Annotated in this window: 20 protein-coding genes and 3 pseudogenes; 5 read left to right on the top strand and 18 right to left on the bottom strand. The window is 69.4% G+C overall.

The window, feature by feature from the left end; all coding sequences use genetic code 11:
* Window positions 1–153 precede the first annotated feature (153 nt).
* The 4 genes from IG08_RS0139070 (at window position 154) to IG08_RS0139055 (ending at window position 3,715) form a co-directional block, all read left to right on the top strand.
* Window positions 154–684: a plasmid mobilization protein gene (locus IG08_RS0139070; protein ID WP_063757817.1), complete on the top strand. Its 531-nt coding sequence runs from the start codon at window positions 154–156 to the stop codon at window positions 682–684.
* On the top strand, window positions 681–2,405 hold the full coding sequence (locus IG08_RS0139065) for a relaxase/mobilization nuclease domain-containing protein (protein WP_030614393.1): 1,725 nt from the start codon (window positions 681–683) through the stop codon (window positions 2,403–2,405). Before IG08_RS0139070 ends, IG08_RS0139065 begins: the two co-directional genes overlap by 4 nt.
* Window positions 2,406–2,487: 82 nt before the next feature.
* Complete coding sequence (locus IG08_RS0139060; protein ID WP_030614390.1) at window positions 2,488–2,925, top strand: hypothetical protein; 438 nt, start codon at window positions 2,488–2,490, stop codon at window positions 2,923–2,925.
* 94 nt (window positions 2,926–3,019) lie between these two features.
* Window positions 3,020–3,715: a hypothetical protein gene (locus IG08_RS0139055; RefSeq protein WP_030614388.1), complete on the top strand. Its 696-nt coding sequence runs from the start codon at window positions 3,020–3,022 to the stop codon at window positions 3,713–3,715.
* A gap of 79 nt (window positions 3,716–3,794) precedes the next feature.
* Here IG08_RS0139055 and IG08_RS0139050 read toward each other — a convergent pair whose 3' ends face one another.
* From IG08_RS0139050 to IG08_RS0139020, 7 genes are all read right to left on the bottom strand, one after another.
* On the bottom strand, window positions 3,795–4,865 hold the full coding sequence (locus IG08_RS0139050) for a PDDEXK family nuclease (protein ID WP_030614385.1): 1,071 nt from the start codon (window positions 4,863–4,865) through the stop codon (window positions 3,795–3,797).
* A gap of 180 nt (window positions 4,866–5,045) precedes the next feature.
* A complete protein-coding gene (locus IG08_RS0139045; protein WP_106981107.1) occupies window positions 5,046–5,732 on the bottom strand; it encodes an SPDY domain-containing protein in 687 nt (228 codons plus the stop codon).
* 78 nt (window positions 5,733–5,810) lie between these two features.
* Window positions 5,811–6,092 carry a hypothetical protein gene (locus tag IG08_RS0139040; protein ID WP_030614378.1) on the bottom strand — a complete coding sequence of 94 codons (282 nt, stop codon included), beginning with the start codon at window positions 6,090–6,092 and terminating at the stop codon, window positions 5,811–5,813.
* 104 nt (window positions 6,093–6,196) lie between these two features.
* Window positions 6,197–6,568 (bottom strand): SPDY domain-containing protein, encoded by a 372-nt coding sequence (locus IG08_RS0139035; RefSeq protein WP_030614375.1) that lies wholly within the window; start codon window positions 6,566–6,568, stop codon window positions 6,197–6,199.
* 384 nt (window positions 6,569–6,952) lie between these two features.
* Complete coding sequence (locus tag IG08_RS0139030; RefSeq protein WP_234343072.1) at window positions 6,953–8,968, bottom strand: coiled-coil domain-containing protein; 2,016 nt, start codon at window positions 8,966–8,968, stop codon at window positions 6,953–6,955.
* A 5-nt stretch (window positions 8,969–8,973) separates the two neighbouring features.
* Window positions 8,974–9,549, bottom strand: a complete 576-nt coding sequence (locus IG08_RS0139025) for an ABC-three component system middle component 2 (protein ID WP_030614370.1) — start codon at window positions 9,547–9,549, stop codon at window positions 8,974–8,976.
* 47 nt (window positions 9,550–9,596) lie between these two features.
* Complete coding sequence (locus IG08_RS0139020; protein WP_234343071.1) at window positions 9,597–10,571, bottom strand: serine/threonine protein kinase; 975 nt, start codon at window positions 10,569–10,571, stop codon at window positions 9,597–9,599.
* Between the two features lie 466 nt (window positions 10,572–11,037).
* On the opposite strand from IG08_RS0139020, the pseudogene IG08_RS57780 reads away from it, so the two are divergent.
* A pseudogene (locus IG08_RS57780) lies at window positions 11,038–11,903 on the top strand (IS110 family transposase); the annotation flags it as partial.
* Between the two features lie 66 nt (window positions 11,904–11,969).
* Here the strand turns inward: IG08_RS57780 and IG08_RS0139010 are convergent.
* From IG08_RS0139010 to IG08_RS0138965, 11 genes and pseudogenes are all read right to left on the bottom strand, one after another.
* Window positions 11,970–12,980, bottom strand: coding sequence for a SpaA isopeptide-forming pilin-related protein (locus IG08_RS0139010; protein ID WP_030614363.1), 1,011 nt, complete (start codon window positions 12,978–12,980; stop codon window positions 11,970–11,972).
* A gap of 63 nt (window positions 12,981–13,043) precedes the next feature.
* On the bottom strand, window positions 13,044–13,922 hold the full coding sequence (locus IG08_RS59415; RefSeq protein WP_063757816.1) for a hypothetical protein: 879 nt from the start codon (window positions 13,920–13,922) through the stop codon (window positions 13,044–13,046).
* Between the two features lie 197 nt (window positions 13,923–14,119).
* On the bottom strand, window positions 14,120–14,428 hold the full coding sequence (locus IG08_RS56080) for an SPDY domain-containing protein (protein WP_078655904.1): 309 nt from the start codon (window positions 14,426–14,428) through the stop codon (window positions 14,120–14,122).
* 134 nt (window positions 14,429–14,562) lie between these two features.
* Window positions 14,563–14,661 (bottom strand): annotated as a pseudogene (locus IG08_RS63150) (hypothetical protein); the annotation flags it as partial.
* A gap of 221 nt (window positions 14,662–14,882) precedes the next feature.
* Window positions 14,883–15,755, bottom strand: a complete 873-nt coding sequence (locus tag IG08_RS0138995; protein WP_030614357.1) for an SPDY domain-containing protein — start codon at window positions 15,753–15,755, stop codon at window positions 14,883–14,885.
* A 44-nt stretch (window positions 15,756–15,799) separates the two neighbouring features.
* Window positions 15,800–16,452, bottom strand: a pseudogene (locus IG08_RS54835) (HAD family hydrolase).
* Window positions 16,449–17,612 (bottom strand): MFS transporter, encoded by a 1,164-nt coding sequence (locus tag IG08_RS0138985; protein ID WP_030614355.1) that lies wholly within the window; start codon window positions 17,610–17,612, stop codon window positions 16,449–16,451. Before IG08_RS0138985 ends, IG08_RS54835 begins: the two are co-directional and overlap by 4 nt.
* The gene (locus IG08_RS0138980) at window positions 17,609–18,829 is read right to left on the bottom strand and encodes an ATP-grasp domain-containing protein (protein ID WP_030614351.1); all 1,221 of its coding nucleotides are present in this window, start codon (window positions 18,827–18,829) and stop codon (window positions 17,609–17,611) included. Before IG08_RS0138980 ends, IG08_RS0138985 begins: the two co-directional genes overlap by 4 nt.
* Before the next feature lie 191 nt (window positions 18,830–19,020).
* Window positions 19,021–20,259, bottom strand: a complete 1,239-nt coding sequence (locus IG08_RS0138975; protein WP_030614349.1) for an MFS transporter — start codon at window positions 20,257–20,259, stop codon at window positions 19,021–19,023.
* Window positions 20,256–20,771, bottom strand: a complete 516-nt coding sequence (locus tag IG08_RS0138970) for a hypothetical protein (RefSeq protein ID WP_030614346.1) — start codon at window positions 20,769–20,771, stop codon at window positions 20,256–20,258. Before IG08_RS0138970 ends, IG08_RS0138975 begins: the two co-directional genes overlap by 4 nt.
* Window positions 20,768–21,661, bottom strand: a complete 894-nt coding sequence (locus tag IG08_RS0138965; protein WP_030614343.1) for a winged helix-turn-helix transcriptional regulator — start codon at window positions 21,659–21,661, stop codon at window positions 20,768–20,770. The genes IG08_RS0138970 and IG08_RS0138965 overlap by 4 nt, the downstream gene beginning before the upstream one ends.
* Between the last annotated feature and the right edge of the window lie 10 nt (window positions 21,662–21,671).

The raw sequence follows: 21,671 nt of genomic DNA, 5'->3' as shown, positions 1-21,671 counted from the left end.
GTAATCGAGACACTAATTCGGAGGAATTCCTTGTCTGAACCTCTCCACGAGAATTACCTCACTTCCGAACGTGCGGCCTCACGTCGCACAGCAAGTTGGTGCAAGAGCATTGCTCCCGGTGGGAGCAATGCTCTTGCGTCTCCCGCCCCGGGGGTGGCGGGAGCGGATCGGCACCAGGGGGCGCCGATCCGTCAGGATGCGACCGAGGGCGGCTCGCATCCTGAAGAAGGGGCGAACCACTCCTGCCACAGCACCGACTGCGCCCACACCATGCCGCCGAAGCCCCACGTTCAGCAGCGTGAGCGCCTGCGCGACGAGAAGAAGCGCATGCACCAGCCGAGCTGCCGCATGAACGACCACGAGTACCAGCTCCTCGTCCGTGCTGCTGCCGCCTGCAATATGAGCATCGCCAGCTACCTTGCCCGCGCCGCGCTCAAAGCCGCCCGCAACCTCGACCGCACCGCCGCGGAAATCGCCGGCGAACGCGAGATGCTGAAGGAGCTGTTCGACCTGCGAACCGCACTGAACCGGATCGGCAACAACCTCAACCAGGTTGCGGCAGCCCTGAATTCGGACGAGCCCGCGCCGCAGGCCACGGCGGTCCTCGCTGCCGTCGACCGGACCTCCCTACGTGTGGACGCCTTCCTCCAGCGCTACCTGGACGGCGAGAGTCCGGCTGCATGATCCCCAAAGTCCACGACATGGGCACGGACACCCGCGGCCTGGTGGCCTACCTGTACGGCCCCGGCAAGGCTGAGGAGCACATCGACCCCCACCTCGTCGCGGCGTGGGATCGCCTGGCCCCCGACCCCGGTCGCGACCCCAAGGCGACGTACGGCGACCTGCAGCGTCTGCTCGACCAGCCCGTCATGGCACTGCCCGAAAGCGCCAGGCCCGCCGAGCATGTGTGGCACCTGTCCGTACGCGCCGCCCCCGAAGACCCGATCCTCACGGACGAGCAGTGGGCGGACATCGCCCGCCGCATGGTCGCCGCCACCGGCATCGCCCCTGAAGGCGACGATGCCGCCTGCCGCTGGGCGGCTGTCCGCCACGCCGACGACCACATCCACATCATCGCCACCGTCGTCCGCCATGACGGCCGCCAAGCCCGCATCCGCCAGGATGGCGCCCGCTCCCAGGCGGAAGCCCGGAAGATCGAAGTGGACTACGGGCTACGCCGATTGAACGCCGGCGACGGAACCGCCGCCAAGCGTCCCACCAGCGCCGAACGCCACAAGGCGAACCGCCAGGGCAAGGAACGAACGCCACGCGAGGAACTGCGAGAGACGGTGCGCCGCGCCGCCGCCGGCGTCGCCAGCGAGCAGGAGTTCTTCGACCGCCTGGCCGCCGCCGGCCTCCTGGTCAGCCAGCGCGTCGCGCCCTCCGGCGATCTGCTCGGCTACAAGGTCGCGCTGCCCGACAATCGCAACGAGGACAAGGAGCCGATCTACTATTCGGGCTCCACCCTCGCACCCGACCTCTCCCTACCGCGTATCCGCGAGCGGTGGGCCGCCAACGGCTCCGGACCCGACCCCGAAACCGCGGCGGACCGCTCCTCCGGCTCGGCGCGTGCCAACCCGTCGACCGCGCGGCGCCAGGCGACGACGGCGGTCTGGCAGGCCGTACTCGTCGTCGACCAGAGCGACGACGGGCAGATCGCTGCGCAGCTCGCCGCGGCCGGCGAGGTCCTCGACGCGCTCGCCAAGACCTCGGCCGCGCACACCCGGCGCGAACTGCGAGATGCCGCCTGGGCGTTCGAGCGGGCCTCCCGCTCCCACATCCGGGCTGAACGGGGCCACGACCGTGGTCTGCGGCAGGCTGCCCGTGACCTCGTCTACGGCGGACCGGCGCTCGGTCGTGGGGAGGACGGCGCCACCAGCGCCATGTTGATCGACATGGTGTTCTTCCTGGTCACCGCCGCCGCCCACTGGCACGGGAAGAAGGAGCACGCCCAGCAGGCCGCTGCTGCCCGCCAGGCCGCCGAGCACCTGCGTGCCGCTTACCAGGCCGCGGCGCCGATGTACCTGTCCGTCATGCACCACCGCGGTCGGCGTCTGTCCCAGCCCCTGCAGCGCAAGCAGGCCGCCTACCTGAGCCAGGCCGTCCCGGAGCTAGCCGAGCAGGTCCTCACCGAGCAGGGCTGGTACGCCCTTGCCGCCACGCTCGCCGATGTCGAGCACGCTGGGCACGACCCGGCCGCGCTCCTAGCCGAGGCCGCCGAGCGACGGGAGTTGGACGCCGCAGACTCGATCAGCGACGTGCTCGTGTGGCGGCTGCGGCGCATGGCCGATCTGCCCGCCGACCCTTCCGCCATGCCCGAGCACACGGCCACCGCGCCCGCCGCCGCCCGCGGTGCTGCGCAGCGTCCGACGCACCGCATCGACCGTCCCGCCAAGTCCCGCTGAATTCAACATTCTTAGAGTTGCAGCAGGTCAGGGACTTGCGGCACTCTCCTCGTGCAGACGAGACGACAGAGATGGAGAAGGCATGTTCCGACGCAACCGTGCGGACCGAGACTTCCGTGAAGCCCAGCGTGCCGGCCAGGCGGTGCTGGCGATGCACACCGAGCTGCCGCTGCCAGACGCACCCAGCCCGGTCTCTGCTTCGGCTGCGCCGGCGGCCACGGTGGTTCCCGACTTCCTGCCGCCGGACTTCCGGGCGCCGTCCCGCCAGGACGTTTCGGGGTTCATGATGCGCTGGGACCTGCCGCTCGTCATCGACGGCGAGGTCCACTCGTGCCACTGCGGTGCGTACCGGAACTGGATCGTCTTCAACATGAGCGACGACTCGGTGTGGCTCCGCTGCCCGGTCGGCCACGAAGCGGAGGAGACCCGACTGGACACCGCCTGGTACAACCGCAACTCAGGTCCGGTCGACCACTTCCACCCCACTCTCGAAGACGGACTGCGCCACCTCGGCCGCTGAAGCCCCGAAACCCCTTCTCCCACCCCTGCGTTCGTCGGCACCCGGAGGGCCGACTCGGTCAGACCGTCCGTCTCGCATCATCAAGGGGTTCCGCATGCGCTGTTCCACCACGACCGCCCTCGGCCTGAGCGCCCTCACCGTCCTCGCCCTGACCGGCTGCTCCAGCAGCACCGAGCCCGTCGGCGCCTCGGCGGCGTCCTCCGCACACGCACACCGGAGCGGCGGCGCGCCCTCGGCATCTGCGCCGCTGTCCTCGGCCGAGCTGAACAAGCGGCTGCTGAACGAGAACGACCTGGGCGAGGGCTACTCCCGCAAGCCCGAGCCCGCCCTCCGGAACGACGACGTCACCGTCATCGCCTGCCCGGCGCTGGAGAAGCTCGGCAGCGACGCGGCCACCGGGTCCGGCCTCGACTTCACCCGTAAGGCGAAGGAGTCCTTCACCTACACCGGCAGCAGCAACTCCGAGGTGAGTGAGGAGCTGTACAGCGACAGCCCGGCGAAGCTGTCCAAGGGCATCGGGAAGGTCTTCGACGCGATGCTCTCCTGCCCCTCGTATCAGGTGACGTCGGGCAGCACGGTCGTCGACATGGGTACCGAGAAGACGTCCGCGCCGGACCTCGGCGACGAGCAGTGGAGCCAGCTGCTCACCTACTCCGCCGGCGGACAGCGCAGCGTCGTCAAGCAGACGGCGATCCGCACCGGCAACATCCTGGTCATCGTCTCCGGCTCGCCGGGCCTCGTAGACGCTCACCTGGACAAGGCGCTCGCCAAGGCGCGTACCGCACACTGACCCGCTCCTCCATCTGCCCCGGTGTCCGGGCCTGTCCGTCCGCCAGGCCCGGACACCGGGGTTTCGGCGTGTGAGGCGATCAGCTGGCGAAGCGGAGTTCGCCGGGCTCGTAGCGGAGTTGGAATGTCTGCGCGTGCTCCCCGTCCATCCAGTACAGGGTCATGGTCGACAGCATGCTGCGCTTGATATACCGGGTCCGCGCGGGCATTCCTTCGTCCTGTTCGACGATCCAGGCTTCCACCCGCTCCGGCAGACCGAACCTCAACGCGTATGCCTCTGGGTGCTCCGCTGAGCGCAGTTCCCAAACCGGATGTGAGGCTGTCTGATCGATGCGACGCAGGCGCACCGCGTGCGTGAGGTGCGCTTTCGCGTAATCGACGAAGGCGTACAGATCATCCGAGGCCAGTCCCAAGACGAACGGCGCTGCAGGAAAGGCCAGGACAAGCCCCAGCTGCGACCGGCTGTGCAAGGCCTGCGCCAGGTAATCGAGTGGTACGCGGAACGTATCGGTCAGGTCCACGGCGTCGTACATATCCAGCAGCGGGCCGCGAAGGTATGCCCGTATCTCGCGCACCTTCGGCCGCTCGGCCGCGGGAGTGGCTTCGAGTGCTGCGTGAATCGTGTCGGCAGTGGTCTTGACGAGATTCCGCAGTACAGCGAAGTCCGGTGCGGAGAGGTCGATCAGGGATATCTGGTGGGCCAGAGCGTAGTCCTGTGCCTCCGGGCTGAAGCCGGACGTAGAGAAGATCGCGTAGCTATAGCGGTATCGCGTCCGCGGCCGGCCAGTCCCTGGGGCGGTGAGCGTTGTGGTCTCGCCCTCGTTCACGTCGTGGATCACACCGTGGCCGTTGCGTACGGTGGGCAGACCAACTGGCGTTGTGGTCAGGTACTTTGCCTCCACGAACAGGCGGACAGGCAGTGAGAACGGCGGGACGTACCGGAACTGTCCGAGCGCGTCGACCTGGTGCCATGCCCCGCGTCCACGGACCAGCAGACCGTTCTTGTCCTCCTTCAGCACCTTCCATGGCTCTTTGTCCTTGTCGTCATCAGCCGTGAGGACTTCGAAGCCGCTGGACCGCAACAACCAGGCCAGCACCTCCTCCAGGAGGTAGCCGCGCAGTGGTCCTTTGCCAATTACTTTGCCTGCCACGACGGCGATCCTATGCACGGCCTGGATCTTGGTTCCAGAGCGCCGTCAGGGGTTCGCTGATGCCGGTACGGCGAAGGCCCGGTGGTTCCACTCCCGTGAAGGGAGTGGAACCACCGGGCCTGGAAGTGGGGGCATCTCCCCGTCGATCCCCCGCCTCGGTCACCGGCTATGAGCAGTTCGTCAGCCGCGGCGTACGACGGTGAGACGGTCCTCAGCGCCTTCGGGCAGCGTGCGGCGCGGTACCGGACCGGGTGCGGCGAGGGACGAGGCGAAGGCCGCGACCAGCTCGTGCGGGGCGCTCGCGCTGAAGCTCGCGCACCACAGGTACGGCGCCCCGAGCACGGGCTCCGCCCACGCCTGCCACCCCAAAAGGTCGTCACGGGGGTCGGCGTCGTAGATGAGCGGCGGCAGCATCTCCAGCGAGACGTTCGTGGAGAAGCCGGGGTCGGTGGCGGTCGTGTGCGGACGGTCCATGTCACGCAGCCAACCCCGCGCGCTGAGCGCGGTAAGCACCCACTCGGCGTTCTCGAGCCCGGCATCGGGTGTCTCGCTGGCGTCGAGCGCGAGCAGGAAATCGGTGAGCGCCTCGTGCGGTACGCCGGGGGTGAAGTACGCGTTCCACTCGGTCAGAGCCGAGGCGGCGTGCAGGCGAGCGGACAGCTGCCAGGCCACCGAGAGACCGCCCAGCTCGAACGGGTAGGCGGCGAGGATCCACTCGGCGCCGCGCAGGCCGTCGGGGCTCACATAGAGCAGGGTGTTGCGGGAGGTCGGCCACATGCGCCAGCCGAGCTCGGTCAGAGTGTCGCCGATTCGCTCGGCGAGGACACCGTCATCACCGGCCAGGTGGCGCGGGGTGACCCAGTACACCGGGTCCGGCGAGGTGGGGTGGGAGGGATCGATGGGGTGGTGCGGGTGCAGGGGCGCCTCCGTGGGTCCGGGGGTGAATCACTGGCCGGCGTTCGGCCCGGTCGCGCCGCGTCGGCGGCGCGGGGGCGCCTCGACCGGGTCCTGCCAGGTCAGAGCGACGGCCACGGCGGGCGGCAGCGGGCCGACCTGCTCGGCTTCCGGGGACTCGGCGATGTAGACCATCGGCCGACCGTGCTCGTCCACCGCCTTCTCCACGCCGCCCAGGCGGTGGGCCATGGGGAAGAAGGGGTTGATGGCGAGACGGACGGGTGTGTCGCGGTCGCAGGTGGACAGCAGGTCGAGGATGTCGCCGACGGTCATCTCGGGCGAGTGCGGGTCCAAGGCATTCTCCTAGCAGTAGCGAGCGAGGCCGCGAGAGCAGGGGCAGGGTACGCGTCGCGTATATAAGGAAGGGGATGTGCCCGTCACAGAGGCCTGGAGGTTGACAGGATCCGGGCCACAACGCCGGCGACGATCTCCGCCGGCGTGTCCGTACCGAAGGCCATCCGGTAGCCGGGGACTTTGGCGGTACCGGTGACGGCGATGACCCAGCCCTCGCTCGTCACCCAGTCTTCGTCAGCGCCGCCGGGGCGGCCGTTCGGGAAGTAGCCGAGGTAGAACCGGCCGTCGCGCGAGCTGACGTGCACGTCGGCCCGGTCGTCGACGATGTGCGTGAAGTCGGCCTCCGAGAACTGGTCGATCACCTCCATCGCCTGGCCGGCACCGAGCTTCCAGGAGCGGAGCCGCAGAGCCGCGACCGTCGTGGCGAATCCAGATTGCGCCGCATCCAATGCCACAGCATCACCTCTCTGACCTGGGGTTTTCCGGAAGGTCGTTCAGGTTGACATGCCGTTGCAGCGTCCACCAGTCCTTTGGGTGATCTTCCTTGTCTGCCACCGGCGAACTGTCCTTTGACAACAAAGTTAGTCGTGTGCAACCTGTTGACCTGGGCCGACTAGGTTGGATGTCAACCAGTGGTGGCGTATCTGGGAGCTGACATCACTTCTCGCCCCCGCCGCCCGGTACCGCGCCATGGTCCGCCCAACCCGTCCGAGCCCCGGCAGCCACTGATGCTGACCGACACGCGGCTGCAGGACTAACGGCAAAGTCGAGCCCACGCTTGAACTGCTGAGTGGAGTCAGCCTGCTACCGAGGAAAGGCCCCGTGTTTGGAAGGGCGTTTCACGCGTCGGCTTCTGCCTCTTCGTCCGCACTGGTTTCGTCCTCGATCAGCCCGTACGGCGGACGGTCCTCGTTGCGGCTGTAGCGCACCACCACGCTGCTTTCCACCAGCGGTGGCGGGCTGTTGTCGGCGACGATGAGCTGTGCTCGGCTACCGCGCTCTGCGAGCCAGAGGGAGAGGTGGTGGTAGAAGTCGTCGATCGCGACGGCGTCCGCGATCACGGCATCGAGGGTGCCGCCGTGGCCGAGGTTCTTCTGGGGGCTGTCGATCATGAGGAATCCCGGGTGTGCGGCCCCTGCTTCGACGGCGATTTCGAAGACGGCCAGCTGCCAGGCCAGGGTGAGCAGGGTCCGGGCGCCGGAGGAGGCTTCCTGGTACGGCTCACCGCGTACGAAGGGGGTGAGGTCGGTCTTGATGAAGGGCGTACTGACCTTGGGGTAGCGCCAGGCTCGCAGGAGCTCGCCGTATCGGCCGCTGATCTTGGCGATGACCCGATCGCGGTCGTGGGAGGCGTCTCCGAGTCGTGCGAGTTCCTCGCGGAGACGGGCGATCTGGGCTTCGTGGCGTTCCACGGCGTCAGCCCGTTTGGCAAGTCCTTCGCGGAGTTTCACCGCGCTCTCGGCCTGTTCGAGTTGGCGCAGGACCTGTTCGCGCCTTCGGTGGAGGTCGTCGCGGGCGGCGAGGAACGGTGAGACGGAGGGCGACGTCGCGGCGTCCAGCGCGGCGGCGGCTTCCCCTTCCCGGACGGCCGCCTCTTCCGCCCGGAGTTTGAGTGCGGCGAGCGAGGCGCCGAGCTCATCGATGTAGGTGGTGATCTCCTTGAGGCGGGCCTTGGTGGACCGGGTCTCGGCCGCGACGTCCACCCGGTTGTCCCCGTTCTGGCTGCCGGTGTCGGCAGCGCCCAGGGCCAACGTCCCTTCCGCTGCTGTCAGTTCGTGGCGGCAGAGGCTGCAGCGTCCGTTTTCGGCGGTGGGGGGAGCCGACAGCCGGTTCAGACAGGCGGGGCAGGTGGTGACGCTCATGGGGTCGAAGATCTGCTGTGCCTCGCCGAGCATGCCGAGCTTGAGGAGATCGTCGGCGTACTGTGCTCGGAGAGGCATCAGGCGTTGGAGCTGTGTTTCGCAGTCCCGCAGGACCGCTGCCGCCCGGTGAGAAGTCTGGGCCGCCTCTTTGTGCTGGTGGCGCAGCTGGGCGGCGAATTCCGTTCCCGCCTGCGCCCGGCGGTCCAACTCTGTGAGCTGGCTCGTGATGTCAGCCAGCTCCTGTTCGTGGACGGCAGGTGTGGGTTCACCGTCCAGTGCGGTGGGAGCCTGCTCCACGACGAAGGTACGGGCTGCTGCGAGTTCGGCTTTGGCGCGGTTGAGCCGGCCGCCGAGTTCCTGGATGCGCTGGCCGAGTTCGACGGCGCGGTCGTCATGGACCCCGAAGGCGACGTCAACGACCTGCCGCAGTTTGTGCTTGCGCATGTAGTCGTTCTCGAAAAGGAAGTTCTTGTCCGCGACACGTTCGTTGGGCAGGAAGGTGAGCCACATCAAGTCGCGGAAGCTGAGCGGGTCCGTGCGGGATTCGCTGTTGGTGGGCGCTTCGCGTAGCTGGACGCCTTCGAGCTTGCAGTGGCTCAGGAGGAGGGAGGACAGGCTGTCCGGTGCCCCGGGCGGGTCGATGGGCCTGCTCTCGGCCCTGGCGGTGGGCCTGCTGTCGAGCATTCCGCGGCGTACGAAGGCGACCTTCGAGGGCTCTCCGACCGAACGCTCGATCACGTGCGGCTCGCCGGAGAGCTCGACCTCCAGGAGGCATGAACGGACCCTTCGTAGCACCTCCTGGTGGCGGGGGTGCCGTTTCGCGCCGAGCCCGTAGGCGATGAATTCCAGGACCGCTGTTTTGCCGGAGCTGAATGCCCCGGCGATGACGGAGAGGTTCCGTACCCGCTGTTCGGCGGTGAAATCGACGTCGTAGGACCGCTCCATGCCGACCAGGCGCAGACGGCGGATCCGAATGCCGGGAAGCGTCTCCATGGTGATCATCCCTCCCAGGACGTTTCCAGCAACGGGCCTGGTCCCAGGACGCTCATGAGGGCAGCCGCGGGCCCGCCGGGTCCGTCCGGCCTGAGCCACCGTGCGGTCTGCTCGCGCAGCCTTTTGTCGCTGAGTTTGCGGAGCTGGCGGACGACGATATCGGCGGCGGTAGCAAAGGAGGTGGCATAGGTGGCGGTGAACTGCCCGCCGAGGTGCTGACCAGCCTCTGTGATCGAGTAGGTGAGGGAGCCGTTGCGATTTCGGACCCGGCAGCACCCATAGGCCACCAGGAGCGCCAAGTCGTGCTGGATCCGTTCTCGCCGGCTCGTGAATCGCTGTGAAGAGGACGCGTAAGCAAGGACCTGCGGGTCGAATCCGGCCAGCCGAAGGAGGCTCGCGTCCCGGCCCTCGGAGGGAACCACGAGGAAGGGGTTCGCGGACAGGAAGTCGTAGTACCCGATGCGTTCCAGGGTCGCCCCGTTCGCGTCCTGCGCGGCGACGGCGTCAAGGAGCAGCAGCAGTTGAGCGAGACGGAAAGGTACCTCGTCCTCGGGCATCACAACCGGCCGGTCTGCTTGCACGGCATGCTCCTCATCGGTGGTCGAGCGGTACGGACGGACACGAAACCTCAGTCGTCGGCATGACCGCTCGCGATCTGCCGCCAGTGCGTGACCCACCCTGCCCGCCGGTTGTCGACCAGCCGGTGGACCAAACCCCAGCTGTGCGTCACCTCCAGACGTAGCACCTTGGGCAGTTTGTCGTGCTCGCCGCGCACCTCGCGCCATACCCGGCCGTGCAGAGCAGCGAGGGAGCCCTCGGCCGAGCACTCGTTGAACTGCATCTCCCATACCCCGTGAAGGGTGGCGTCAGCAGAGCTCAGTGCGGCAACCTCAGTCCGCACGCCCTTGTGCGCGACTTCGCGCGCCACCAGGTCGGCGTTGAAGAACTGCCGTTTCGCCGAGTCCAGTTCGACGTGGCCGGCCTCGGTCATCTGGCGCACGAACAGAGCCGAGTCGAGCGCCGCCGCCTTGTCCTCCTCCACGTCCAGCACGAGGCGCATCTGCTCCTGGGCGGGAGCGGCGGGCGCCGTGAAGGGTTCGTAATAGGCGCGGCGTACCTGGTCACCTTCGGGGCTCAGCAGCTTCTTCACGAGCTTGGTCTCGTCCCACAGCTCGATGACGAGGCCATGCGCCTTCTCCTGCCGCTTCTTCCAGCCGTCCCACCATTGGGCTGCCGGCCCGTCCATGCTGGAGGGGATGCACAGGATCCAGAGCGTTATGGTGTGACCGTTGGCCGCCGCGGCTTTCAGCCCGTTCGCGAGGGACTCGCGAATCTGCTGCGACTGGCTGGTTGTGGTCTTCGGCATGAAGTACTTGGACTGCCAGACCGTGATGGCGCCCCCGAGGTCACCGGCGAAAGCGTCGATTCCCCAGTCGCCCGGATTCGCGGCGATCATCCGGACGTTCGGATTGGTCGCACTCGCGAGCTGCGCGAGCATCTTCTCGAAGTCGGCCCGTGCCCCGTCCGCGCTTCCAGTCCGCAGTTCGTGCACTCCGAAATGGATGGGCGGAACACCAGCTGCCACCGGCATGGCGTTGTCCAACCTTTACCCCCGCATCCGCAGGCAACCCGAGCGAACCGCGTTCAGCGGGCTGTTCACCCTGCGCCACACACAGTAACGGCCATCAGCGTACGTGTTACGGAATCACTCGATCAAGGTGCTTGCGGTCGGCAGTATCCCGGCAGCGGCACATGGATGGGGCTGGTGTGCAGAGGTGGCGGCAGTCCACTCGCCCCGTTGGCGTGGGCGATGATCTCCGCAGTGATGGACATGGCTGTCCTACCTTTCTGATGTGGGTCTGAACTGGTCATTCGTAAGATCAGTGGACCCGGGGGCACCGGGTATGGCTGGCATGGTTTAGCCCGTTGGATGGCTTAGGAGACTTGGCCGCCCGGAGCCCCGTGACGGCCCGACCGCCAATTGGGAGACGCGACTCGATCGCTTCGTAGGACAACGCCGGCGAGGTCGTCTGTGGGACTGACGCATCGACGAGCTGGCGGAGGGAAACGTGCCCGAGATCTGGGCCGGGATGGACATCGGCAAGGAACACCATCACTGCGTGGTGATCAACGCGAACGGCGAGCGGCCCTGTCCCGTCGGGTCCACAACGACGAAACCGAACTGCTCCAGCTCATCGGGGATGTGCTGGCGATGTCCGGCGACGTGCTGTGGGCCGTCGACCTCAACCACGGCGGTGCCGCTTTGCTGATCGGCCTTCTGGTCGCCCACAGCCAACCAGTCGCCTATCTGACCGGCCTCGCGGTTCACCGGGCCTCGGCCACCTACCGGGGTGAGGGAAAGACCGATGCGAAGGACGCCTTCGTCATCGCTGACCAGGCCCGCGTCCGGCGCGATCTGGGCCTGCTGCGGCCCGGCGACGATATCGCTGTCGACCTGCGGACCCTGACCACCAGACGCCTGGACGTGGTCTTTGACCGCACCCGCCAGATCAACCGCCTGCGCGCCCAGCTCCTGGAGATCTTCCCTGCGCTGGAACGCGTCCTGGAACTGACCAAGCAGGGGCCAGTGACGCTGCTGACGGGCTACCAGACCCCGTCCGCCATCCGCCGCGCCGGCGCCAAGCGGATCGAGACCTGGCTGAAGAACCGCAAGGTCCGTGGCGCCGCCGCCCTCGCCGTGAAGGCCGTGGAGGCGGCCCAGGCCCAGCACACGGCCCTGCCCGGCGAGGAACTGGCTGCCGCCATGGTGGCCCGTCTCGCGAAGGGGGTGATGGCCTTCGATGAGGAGATCGCGGAACTTGATGCCCTGATCGAGGCCCGGTTTCGCGAGCATCCGCACGCCGAGGTGATTCTCAGCCTGCCCGGCATGGGCCCCCGCCTTGGCGCCGAGTTCATCGCCGCCACCGGCGGAGAGCCCACGCCCAAGCCCCCGGATCGAACGATTCGATCCCGGGGGCTTTGGAGAGTGAGGCGGGTGAGGTCAGCTCGCGGTGGAGCCGTCGTCGGTGGAGTTGTCCGTGGGTCGGCGGCGGGCCACGAAGAGGGCGCCTCCGCCAGCAGCGATCAGGACTCCGGCGCCGCCGATCAGCCACGGGGTGGCGTCTGCGCCGGTGTGCGCGAGCGAGCCCGCGGGGGCGGGGGCCACGGTGCTCGAGGCGGTCTCGTCGGAGGTCGGTGTTCCCGAGGCGGACGGCGTCGAGGTGTCCTCTTCCTGGCCGGGGTTGTCCGGGATGGGCCGGTCGCTCGGTTTGTCGGTGGGCTTGTAGGTCGGCTTCTCCGCTGGCGGCGGGGTGGTGGCGCTCTTGGCGTTGGTGACAGTCACGGTCACGGGAGCGCCCGGCTTGGCCTTGAACGCCTTCGACGGCTTGTAGATCTCGTAGCCCCCGGGAGCCTTCACCTGCTCGACCCAGAAGTCGCTGCCGGTGCGGGAGTTGATGGGCAGCTTGCCGCTGGCCGTGCCGTCGGAGCTGGTCGTCAGCGTCAGGATGGTCTTGTCACCGCTGCCGATGTTGACCGTGGATCCGGCCAGCAGCTTGCCGGTCTTGTCGTCCTTGGCCTTCAGCCGAACTGAGGCAGGCTTGAACGGGTCGATGATGGTCAGCGGGGTGTCGGCACCAGGGGTGACGATGACGTCCTGGTCGTCGACGACCTCGTACAGCGGGCTGCCGCTGGAGACTTCCTTGAGCCGGTAGATACCGGGCGCGAGGTCCTGGAAGGTCAGCTGGCCCTCGGCGTCGGTGGTGCCGCTGGCGGCCTGCTTGCCGGTGGAGTCGAGCAGGGTGAACGTGGCGCCGGCGAGAACGTCGCCGCCCGAGTCCTTCTTCAGGATGGTGACGCCGCCGTTCCCGGCCGCGCTCAGCGGAGTGATGGACGTGGACGGGGACGGCTCGGGGGTCTTGGCGGAGGCGGCTGGGGCCAAGGCCACCACGCCGGTCACCGTGGCAACGGTGACGGCCACGGCGGACAGGCGGCGGGCGGAACGGATATGCAAGAGGAACTCTCCTGGAGGGGACGCGGGCAGGGCTGCCCGTCGGTGCAAGCGGGATAATGCCGGTCAGCGGGTACGGGTCGTCGACGGCTGGGGCGGCGGGGCCGGACGGGTTTGCCCTGGAAGGTGCGCGGGGGCGTCGATCGTGCTTCCGCGGGCGGCGACCCGGACAAGGTGGTGTTGGTCCTCGATGGGCAACGTCGCGATGTGCGATAGGCCCTGCGCGACGGAGGCACCGCGCAGTGTGCCCGCCGGCAGGCCGGCGGCATGCACGATCCGGGCAGCAGCCTCGGCTTCGATCAGGAGGCCGAACGCCGGTGGAATGTCGAGCAGTTGGGCAGCGTGCTTGCGGCTGCCGGTCAGTGCTTGAGTGAGGGGAAGTCCGTCGTCGAGGACGCTGTCGACGACGTCCAGCCAGAGGGGCGTGGCCTGGTGGAGGCGGGTGAGGAAGTCGGCATCTGTGAGCCAGCACCCCCGGGACGGCTCAGGATCCGTATCGAGCTGAGCCGGTCGCCGCCGTGCGCTGTCGGCGCTGCTGGGCGGGGACGGTTCGGGCGTCCAGACCTTCAGGTAGTCCTGGATGGCATGGCTCAGGGGTATGACGGCGGCGCCGATCCAGGGTGAGGTGTCATCGTGGTGCCAGTCCCGTACGACGCCGTAGCCGTCATGTCCGGGCTGTTTGCCGAGGCGGGCGTCCCGGACGGCGAACGTGCCGTGGTCGGCGAAGGACAGGTACGCGTGGTCGAGGGCGCCGCGGTCCGGGTGGAGGATGCTCAGGCGCAATCCGCCGTACTCACGTTCTCGGATGGTCTGGGCGAACTCGATGCGCAGCCGCAGCGGGGAGTCGGGCAAGACGACGGCGTAGCAGGTGTCGCCGATCACTCGTCGTTCGTGGACGGGCAGGTCGAGCAGGTCGGTGAAGAAATGCTGGGCGTGCAGGGACAACGGTGGTGGTGCTCCTCGGCAGCGGACGGTTCTGCGGGGCGGTTACATGGGTCGGCCGGCCGACGGGGCGGGACGGACGGTCGGCGCGGGCCCGGTGCCCGGGGCGCTGACGCCGGCGTGCGCGGACGGCAGAGTCGGCGACGAGGGTGCCGACGCTCGGCTCTGTGCCGGGGCGCCCTGGCGCGCGGCGGCATCGGTCAGAGCGGCTGGGGGGTGAGATGGAGGCGGGTGTCGGCCGGAATGTTCCACACGGCGCGGGCGAGCGGCACGGGTGAGGCCAGGGAGGAGGCGAACGCCGCGACCAGGGAGGCGGGCACGGCAGAGGAGAACGTGGCCTTCCGCAGCGGGTAGTCCGGTGGCCCGCCCCACGCGGACCAGACGGATGCGGCCACGTTCTTGCGCACGTAGGCGTGTTGCAGCTCGCCGTAACCATCCGGGCTGCGGAAATACTGGACCCGTCCGTCTTGACCGTGTGGTGCCAGCCGGCGGTGAGCAGCGGCAGGCATACGTCTTGGGGGCGGACGTCGTCTGGGCGCAGCAGGTTGCGTTCGCCCCGCCTGTCCGCCTCGCACAGCGCGAGCACTTCGGCATACAGGTCGCGAACGAGTTCGACGGGGGTACTGGCATCCAGCGTGGCCATCCAGGTGGCCGGCCGGAAGGGGTCCTTGTGTGCGGCGACCAGCCACTCACCACCGCGAATGTGATCCTCGGACGGTACGTGCCCGGCGAGCAGCTGCATGCCGGGACTGATCACGATGGCCGGGCCGTCTCCGGAGTGGTGGAGGGTCCAGCCCTGATCGAAAGGGAAGGGCCATACGTCGACGAGGTCGTGGATGCCGGGGCCGGCGAGGTGGCGGGGCAGGACCTCGACCACGTCGTGGTCGTCGAGATCGTCCAGAGGGCTGAGTGGCACAAGGTCCCTTCGACGGGCGGGAGTTGCTGGTCGTGGGCGGCGGCGGATCAGCGGCGCGCTGCCGTGCGTGGGGCGGCGGGCGCCTGAGGGAGGGTGGCCGTGCTCCAGCGTGGGACGCTGCGGGTGCCGAGTGCTGGCGGTCGGCGGGTGAGGGCGCGCTGGACGTCGAGCGGGGTCGGAACCGGGGGCGCGGGCGGTGTGACGGGAGTGAGCTGTGCGGCCTCGCGCAGCCCAGGGAGCATCGAGTCCCTCCAACGTGGCAGGGGCCCAGGGTCGGACACACTCTGGGTGATGGCCTTCACCAGAGCGGTGGGGGTATTGGTGGTGGCGGTGGCGTACCAGCGGGCATACCCGTTCTTCGGTCCGCCCCACAGATGCCAGCGGGCCTCCAGGGTGGTGAGTTCCTTCTCCGGGTCGAGGCGGCCGGTGGTGTACTCACAGGTGGCCATCGCGTCCAGGGACTGCAGTTCCATTACGCCCCAGCGCGGGTGCTGGAACTGCCAGCCGTTCTTGATCAGCGGGACGAAGGCGTCGAAGGCGCCGAGCTCGGGGTCCTTCAGGTCGGGCTCGGCGAGGTAGATGTCGGGGCCGGCGGTGTACGCCTCAGCGAGGGCGGTGGTGAAGGCGGTGACGAACTCGAAGGGCGCAGCGTCGTTGAAGGAGGCGCCCCATGCGGGCGGCCCGAAGCGGTCACGGTAGGCATTGATCCGCCACAGTCCGTCGTCATCTCCCTCGGGCAGGAAGCCGAGTCGGACGCGGTGGTCGGGCGCGGTGACGTAGGCGTTGCCGAGATCATCGTGACGCAGGTCGAAGTCGAGCGCGAGGAGTGGCTCCAGCGCAGGGTCTCCGACGGCGGTGCTGCCGGCCAGGTAGCGGGGGGAGACGTAGACGTCGCCGTCGATCTCTTCGGTGTCGGGCACGAAAGTCCAGGGGGTCGGGGTTGAAGTGAGCGGCATGTGCGCGGTCAGGAACCGGTGCTGTCCGCGAGGGCAAGCAGCAACTGCTGTTCCAGGCCTGTGGGTTGGCCGGTGTAGTGCAGGGTGCGCAGGCCCAGCTCGGCGGCGGTCCGGCAGTTGTCCTCGCGGTCGTCGACGAACAGCACGCGTGCCGGGTCGGCGACGCCGGTGGCGGCCAGGGCGTGTTCGTACGCGGCCGGATCGGGTTTGCACAGGCCCAGGCGGGCGGAGTACAACGTTTCGACCATCAGCTCGCGCCGCCAGTCGGCGGCATCCAGGACGTTGCTGAGGTGGGCGGGGGCGTTGGAGAGCAGCACCATCGTCAGCCCCGCGGCCCGGGCGCGGTACAGAATGTCGAGGACGTGCGGGTCGGTGCGGGTCCACATGGCGGTATCGGCGGCCCGCAGCGTGCGCAGCCACCGCGGGCCGGGATGGTGCCCGAGCACCTTCGCCCAGTAGGCGAGATCGCTCAGTTCGCCTGCGTCGTACGCGTTCCGGGGGCCCAGAAGGCTTCTTGGAAGGAGGGAAGGTGTTGGTCGGGCCACTCGGCGAGGTCGGCGAGGCGGGTCCACATGCCGGGGCTGGGCTGGAGTCCGAGGACTCCGTTGTAGTCGAGGAGTAGGGCGTCCACGCCGTTCGGGGAGACGGAGGTGTGGGTCAAGGGGTGGGTTTCTCCAGGGCTTTGGGAGCGAGGGCGGCGACGGCGGCGGCGAGGAGGGCGGGCAGCAGCAGCGCGTGCGGCAGGGCGGTGACGGTGGCGAGGGCGCCGATGAGGGCGGGTCCGGCGAGCAGGCCGACGTAGCCGGTGACCGCGACGGTGGCGACCGCGCGGGGGCCGCCGATGCCTGCGGCGGTGATCAGGCTGGGGATGGTGACGGACAACCCCAGGCCGAAGGCCGCCCACCCCAGGAGAGCAAAGGCGATGGTGGAGCCAGCAAGCCCGATTGCGAGGCCGAGCGCGGCCAGGGCGGCGCCGGCCCGGACAACAGCGGGAGCGCCGAAGCGGGCGGTGAGCCGGTCTCCGGCGAGGCGACCGGCGGCCATGACCGCGCTGTAGACGCCGTACGCCACGACGCTGGTCGCGGCGGTCGCACCGAGGTCGTGCAGGTGGACGGCAGCCCAGTCGGCAGCGGCCCCCTCGCCCATCAGGGTTCCGGCCGCCAGTGCGCCCAGCAGCCACAACCGGGGCCGTGACAGACCCCCGCGCTCGTCCAAGCCCGGTGCCACACGGTTGTGGACGGGCTCGAGTCCAGGGCTGGCAAGACAGCGGGTAAGGCGCGTCGCTGTACCTGCCGCCGTGGCGGCGATGGCTGCGACGCCGGCGAACAGGACGGTGTGCGGGGTGTGGGCGGTGGCTGAGGCCAGCGCGGCGCCTGTGAGGCCGCCGAGGCTGAAACTCGCGTGCAACCGGCCCATGATCGGGCGGCCGTGAGCGTCCTGGCAGCGGACCGCAGCGGCATTGACTGCGACGTCGAGGACGCCGTGCGCGGCGCCGAAGACGAACGCCGCCACCAGGAGGCTCTCCAGGCTGCGGCAGACCCCGAGGACGGCAAGGCAGACGGCGAGAGCGATGGCACCGCCGGTCAGCAGTGCGGGCAAGCGGGCCGGGTGGGCGAGGCGTCCGCCGGTCTGGAGTCCAGCGACCATGCCGAGGGCAGCGGCCAGCAGGACCAGGGCGAGCCCGGCGGTGCTCACCTCGGCGGTGTTCTGAACGGCGGGCATGCGTGCGCCCCAGACGGCCATCACCACACCCAAGCCGGCAAAGTACCCGGTCAGCAGACGGCGGCTGCGCGCCAGCTCGGGCCCCGCGGTCTGGTTCACGCGGCGTGCTCCCGGGTGGCCGGGGCCGCCTGCGCGACCGCAGCCACCTGGACGTCGAGGTTGCGGTACGCCTCCTGGGCGCGGGCTTGGGCGATGGTGGCGGTCGGCCCGGTGGTGATCAGGTAGCCGATGCGAGCGGTGAACAAGTCGCCCCCGTCCTGCGGCAGCACGAGCTGGTCGCCGGCCTGTCGCTGGAAGCGCACGCGCTCCACTCCCTCGGTGGGTTCCGTGACACAGCGGGCGGTGAGGGTGCCGGAGTAGGCGGGGTAGATGAAGCGGATCGCCGCGGCCTGGTGGCGAGTCGGCGTCAGGTCGGGAGTATGTCCGCAGGCGATGTCTGCGGCGGCACGGGCGAGGTCGACGCCGGTGGCCAGGTGGACGAGGTGGCTGATCATGTCGCCGGCGATCCGGGCGTTGACCTCGATGAGGCGGGGGCGGCCGTCGACCACACGGATCTCGACGTGGCTGACGCCGTCGGTGACACCGAGGGCGTCGATGGCCGCGACCGCGGCCGGCGCCACGGTGGCAATGAGCGGGTCGTTCGCGTCGACCATGTGCGCCAGCTCCTCGAAGTGGGGCGGTATGCCGACGGTCTTGCGGGTGACAGCGACGACAGTGGTCTGTCCCTGGTGGGTGACGCACTCGACGCTCACCTCCGGGCCGTCGAGGTATTCCTCGACCAGGACCTGGGTGCTCTCCACTCCGTGGCTGGCGGTCTTGGCGGCGAAGGCGTACGCGGCCGGCAGCTGGTCGGCGGTGTCGACGCGGATGACGCCCATGCTCGCGGCGTGCGCGGCGGGTTTGAGGACGACGGGGAAGCCGATGCGCCGGACGGCGGCTGCCGCCTCGTGCTCGCTGCGCACGCTGACGGAGGCGGCGGAGGGCACCCCGTGGCGGGCGAACAGGCTGCGGCTCGTGTGCTTGTTGCGGCAGCCCTGGAGGGCCTCCGGAGCGGTGGTGGGCAGGCCGAGGCGGCGGGCCAGGCGGGCGACGGGGATGAGATACCACTCGGTCCACGTCATCACGCCAGCCAGCGCGTGCCGATCGGCGAGCGCGTGCCCGGCCGCGGTCAGCGCCGCCTGATCGGCGGGGTCGGCGACCTCGTAGTCGAGGAGGAACTCCTTCTCCCAGGTCGGCGCGGCGCCGGAGATCAGGACGACGTCGTAGTGGGCAGCGACGTTCTGAAGGCAGATACCGCGATACGCCTGGGCCTCCATGTCGGAGGCGGCAACGACCAGGACGACGGGGCGAGAGGGCAACGAGGCTCCAAACAGTGCGAGGCAACGGAGAGCTGAGGCAGGGCGCCTGGGTCAGCGGGTGCGGCGGCGTCGCAGCTCGAAGGCAGACGCCCACTGGGGGTGGTCCCCGATCAACTTTCCGGTGGTGAGCGGGAGGGTGACCGGGTGGGTCAGGCGCAGGAGGTGCGCAGTGCGGGGGTGGTGCGCAGCCGGGCGAAGGCGGCGACAAGGCCCAGCGCCTGCAGTGCGGCGGAGATGGTGATCACGTGGCCGAGCTGGGCGGGCGGCACGGTGGCGACGAGGACACCGGCGAGAGGGAAGGGCAGCAGGAGCAGCAGAGTGGTCAGCGACAGGGTGGCGCCGAACACCGGTGCGGGGATGAGGTGGGAGCGCAGGGTGCGCAGCACGACGGTCATGCCGCCCTCGCCGGCCATGAGGACGGCGATCAGGGCGAGATAGGTGCCGTAGGTGTCGGCGAAGGAGACGGCCAGGCACGCCGAGGCGGCGATCGTGGCGGACACGGCGCCGATGGGCCACAGGCCGAAGCGGTCGATCGCCCGGCGGCACAGGGCGACCGCGAGAAGCGAGGCGACGGCGGCTGCCGACCAGATGAGGCCGACGTCGGCCGTGGAGTGTCCGAGCTGTTTGACGATGATCACTGGGGTGGCGGCCTGCAGCATGCCGACGGTCAGGTTGGAGACGGTCAGTCCGGTCACCAGCCAGCCGAGGGCCGGTAGCGCGCGGAGGGTCGACCAGCCGGTGTGCAGCCCCTTATGGACAGGCTGGGGCGCGGCGGGCTTGCTCCGGTGGCGCTGGCGCGGGGCCAAGACGCTGGTGAGCAGCGAGAATGCGGCGATCACGATCAGCATTCCGGTGGCGCCGGCCCGCTGCAGGAGCAGCCCGGCGAGTGCGGGGCCGACCAGGGTGGCGAACTGGTCGATGCCGAGCAGCACCGACTGAACGCGGTGGGCGCGGGCGCCGGCCTCGCGGCCGGCGACTCCGCCCGCGGTCTCGGCCGCGATGTAGGAGCATTCGGTGAGGATCCCGGTGGACGCGGCGAGCAGCATGACGGTGACCGTCGCGCTGAGGCCCGCCTGCGTTGGCAAGATGAACGCGGTGGCCAGGACAACCAGGGCCCGGCCCGCAGAGGCGAAACGGAGCACGGCGGTGGTCCCGTGGCGGTCGACCAGAACTCCTGCGAAGGCGAACGAACCCAGCCTCGGCACCCATTCCAGCGCGAACGCGAGGCCGGTCAGGGCGGCCGAGTTGGTGGTGGCCAGTACCAGCAGCGGGATGCCGTAGGTGGCCATGGCGAACGCGGCAGCGTCCGTGCTGCGCGGCAGGTAGATGCCGCGCAGCAGAGTGGGGACCGGGCGACGGGCATGCCAGGGTCCGACACGGGATCTCACGCAGCGCGCCACGATTCCTCCGCCGCACAGGAGGAGCGGGCGATGTCCTGGTGCAAGACGCGGGGGTACACCGTAAGCCACTCGGACAGCGCCGCTCGCGGAGCCGACGGTTCGGTCGCTGCGCGGGAGTGCCCCGGGCCGTCGTCCTGCATCTGGAAGGCGTGCTGGACGCGCGCGACGAAGTCACTGGTGCGGCTGGGGAGTTGGTTGGTTCGGGCCCAGCGTGCTGCGGTGTCGTACACCTCGGCCAGGTCCTTGCCGCTCGCAGTGAGCTGGTAGCGGGCCAAGGCGTGTCCGCGGGCGTGGATGAGGCCGAGGTCGCGTGCAGTGTCGATGGCGTGGCGCAGTTGTCCGGTGGTGAGGTCGCCGAGGGCGCCCTGCAGGCTGCCGCGTTGGCGACTGATAGGGCCGTTGTCGTCGATCTCGGTAATCAGGCGTATCAGGCCAGGCAGGGACAGGGTCCGGATCGCGCGGCGTTCGCGCAGGACGCTGATGGGCAGGGCGGCTGTCATCGGCGCGGGCCTCCTGCCGGGGTGATGGGGCGGGCGGGTATCTGGTGGGAGAAGAGGTCGCTGGACTTCCACGCCGGCCCGTCCGGCGGCGGGGTGGTGGCGGCCAGGGCAGGGCCGGCAGACGATGCGGCCGGAATGGCGGGTGCCGGAAGGCGCGTCGGGGTGGTCGCCCACGTGCCAGAGCGGGTCTGGGACGGGGCGGTCCCCGGTCGGCGAAGCGGGTCGGCCCCGGCGGACGGGAGGACAGCCCACGTAGCGATGGCTTGGAAGACGGGGGCGAGTGCCTGGCCGCTGGCGGACAGCTGGAAGTCGCCGCTGCCTGTGACCGTAACGAGGCCGTCGGCCACCAGTCGGTCCAGGGGCTTGTAGACAGCAGTCAGCCCGTATCCAGGCATAGCCTCGGTGGCCAGGGCTTTCGCGCTCGCCTGGCCCCGGGCCTGCAGGGTCACAAGGATCGGGGTGGCATGCCGCGGGGCGATCAGAGTGATCGTGTCGTCGATGTTCTGGGCCTGGGGGATCCGCTCGGGCTCCAGCTCACCGGTGGCCTTGCTGGTGACGAGCTGCTTCTCCAGGTGGGTGTCGCCCCAAGAGGCGATCACGGCCAGGACGGGCAACAGCTCGGCACCGCGGCCAGTGAGGCCGTAAGTGACGTGGCGCGGGGCGTACTCCGTGCGTTCGACCACGCCGGCGTTGGTGAGGTGGCGCAGCCGGGGGTGGAGCTGGCCGTCGGCGAGCCACGGCAGTCGGGGTTTGATCTCGGCGTAGCGCAGCGGCTGGGAGGAGAGGGTCATCAGCACCCACACGCTCCAGCGCGGGGCGAGCAGATCCAGCGTCTTGGTGACGCTGGAGTAGTCGTTCGGGGTGGTAGGGGGCTGAGCGGTGGTGGCCAAGGATGGGGCT

This window comes from Streptomyces fulvoviolaceus (genome assembly GCF_000718165.1).
Classification (GTDB): Bacteria; Actinomycetota; Actinomycetes; order Streptomycetales; family Streptomycetaceae; genus Streptomyces; species Streptomyces fulvoviolaceus.
This window is presented reverse-complemented; position numbering and strand designations above follow the sequence as displayed.

What these genes read in the sequence shown, in the direction of transcription:
- IG08_RS0139065 (WP_030614393.1), top strand. Translation starts at nt 681, where the DNA reads ATGATCCCCAAAGTCCACGACATGGGCACGGACACCCGCGGCCTGGTG.
- IG08_RS0139060 (WP_030614390.1), top strand. Translation starts at nt 2,488, where the DNA reads ATGTTCCGACGCAACCGTGCGGACCGAGACTTCCGTGAAGCCCAGCGT.
- IG08_RS0139055 (WP_030614388.1), top strand. Translation starts at nt 3,020, where the DNA reads ATGCGCTGTTCCACCACGACCGCCCTCGGCCTGAGCGCCCTCACCGTC.
- IG08_RS0139040 (WP_030614378.1), bottom strand. Translation starts at nt 6,092, where the DNA reads ATGACCGTCGGCGACATCCTCGACCTGCTGTCCACCTGCGACCGCGAC.
- IG08_RS0139030 (WP_234343072.1), bottom strand. Translation starts at nt 8,968, where the DNA reads ATGGAGACGCTTCCCGGCATTCGGATCCGCCGTCTGCGCCTGGTCGGC.
- IG08_RS56080 (WP_078655904.1), bottom strand. Translation starts at nt 14,428, where the DNA reads ATGCCTGCCGCTGCTCACCGCCGGCTGGCACCACACGGTCAAGACGGA.
- IG08_RS0138980 (WP_030614351.1), bottom strand. Translation starts at nt 18,829, where the DNA reads ATGGAGGCCCAGGCGTATCGCGGTATCTGCCTTCAGAACGTCGCTGCC.
- IG08_RS0138970 (WP_030614346.1), bottom strand. Translation starts at nt 20,771, where the DNA reads ATGACAGCCGCCCTGCCCATCAGCGTCCTGCGCGAACGCCGCGCGATC.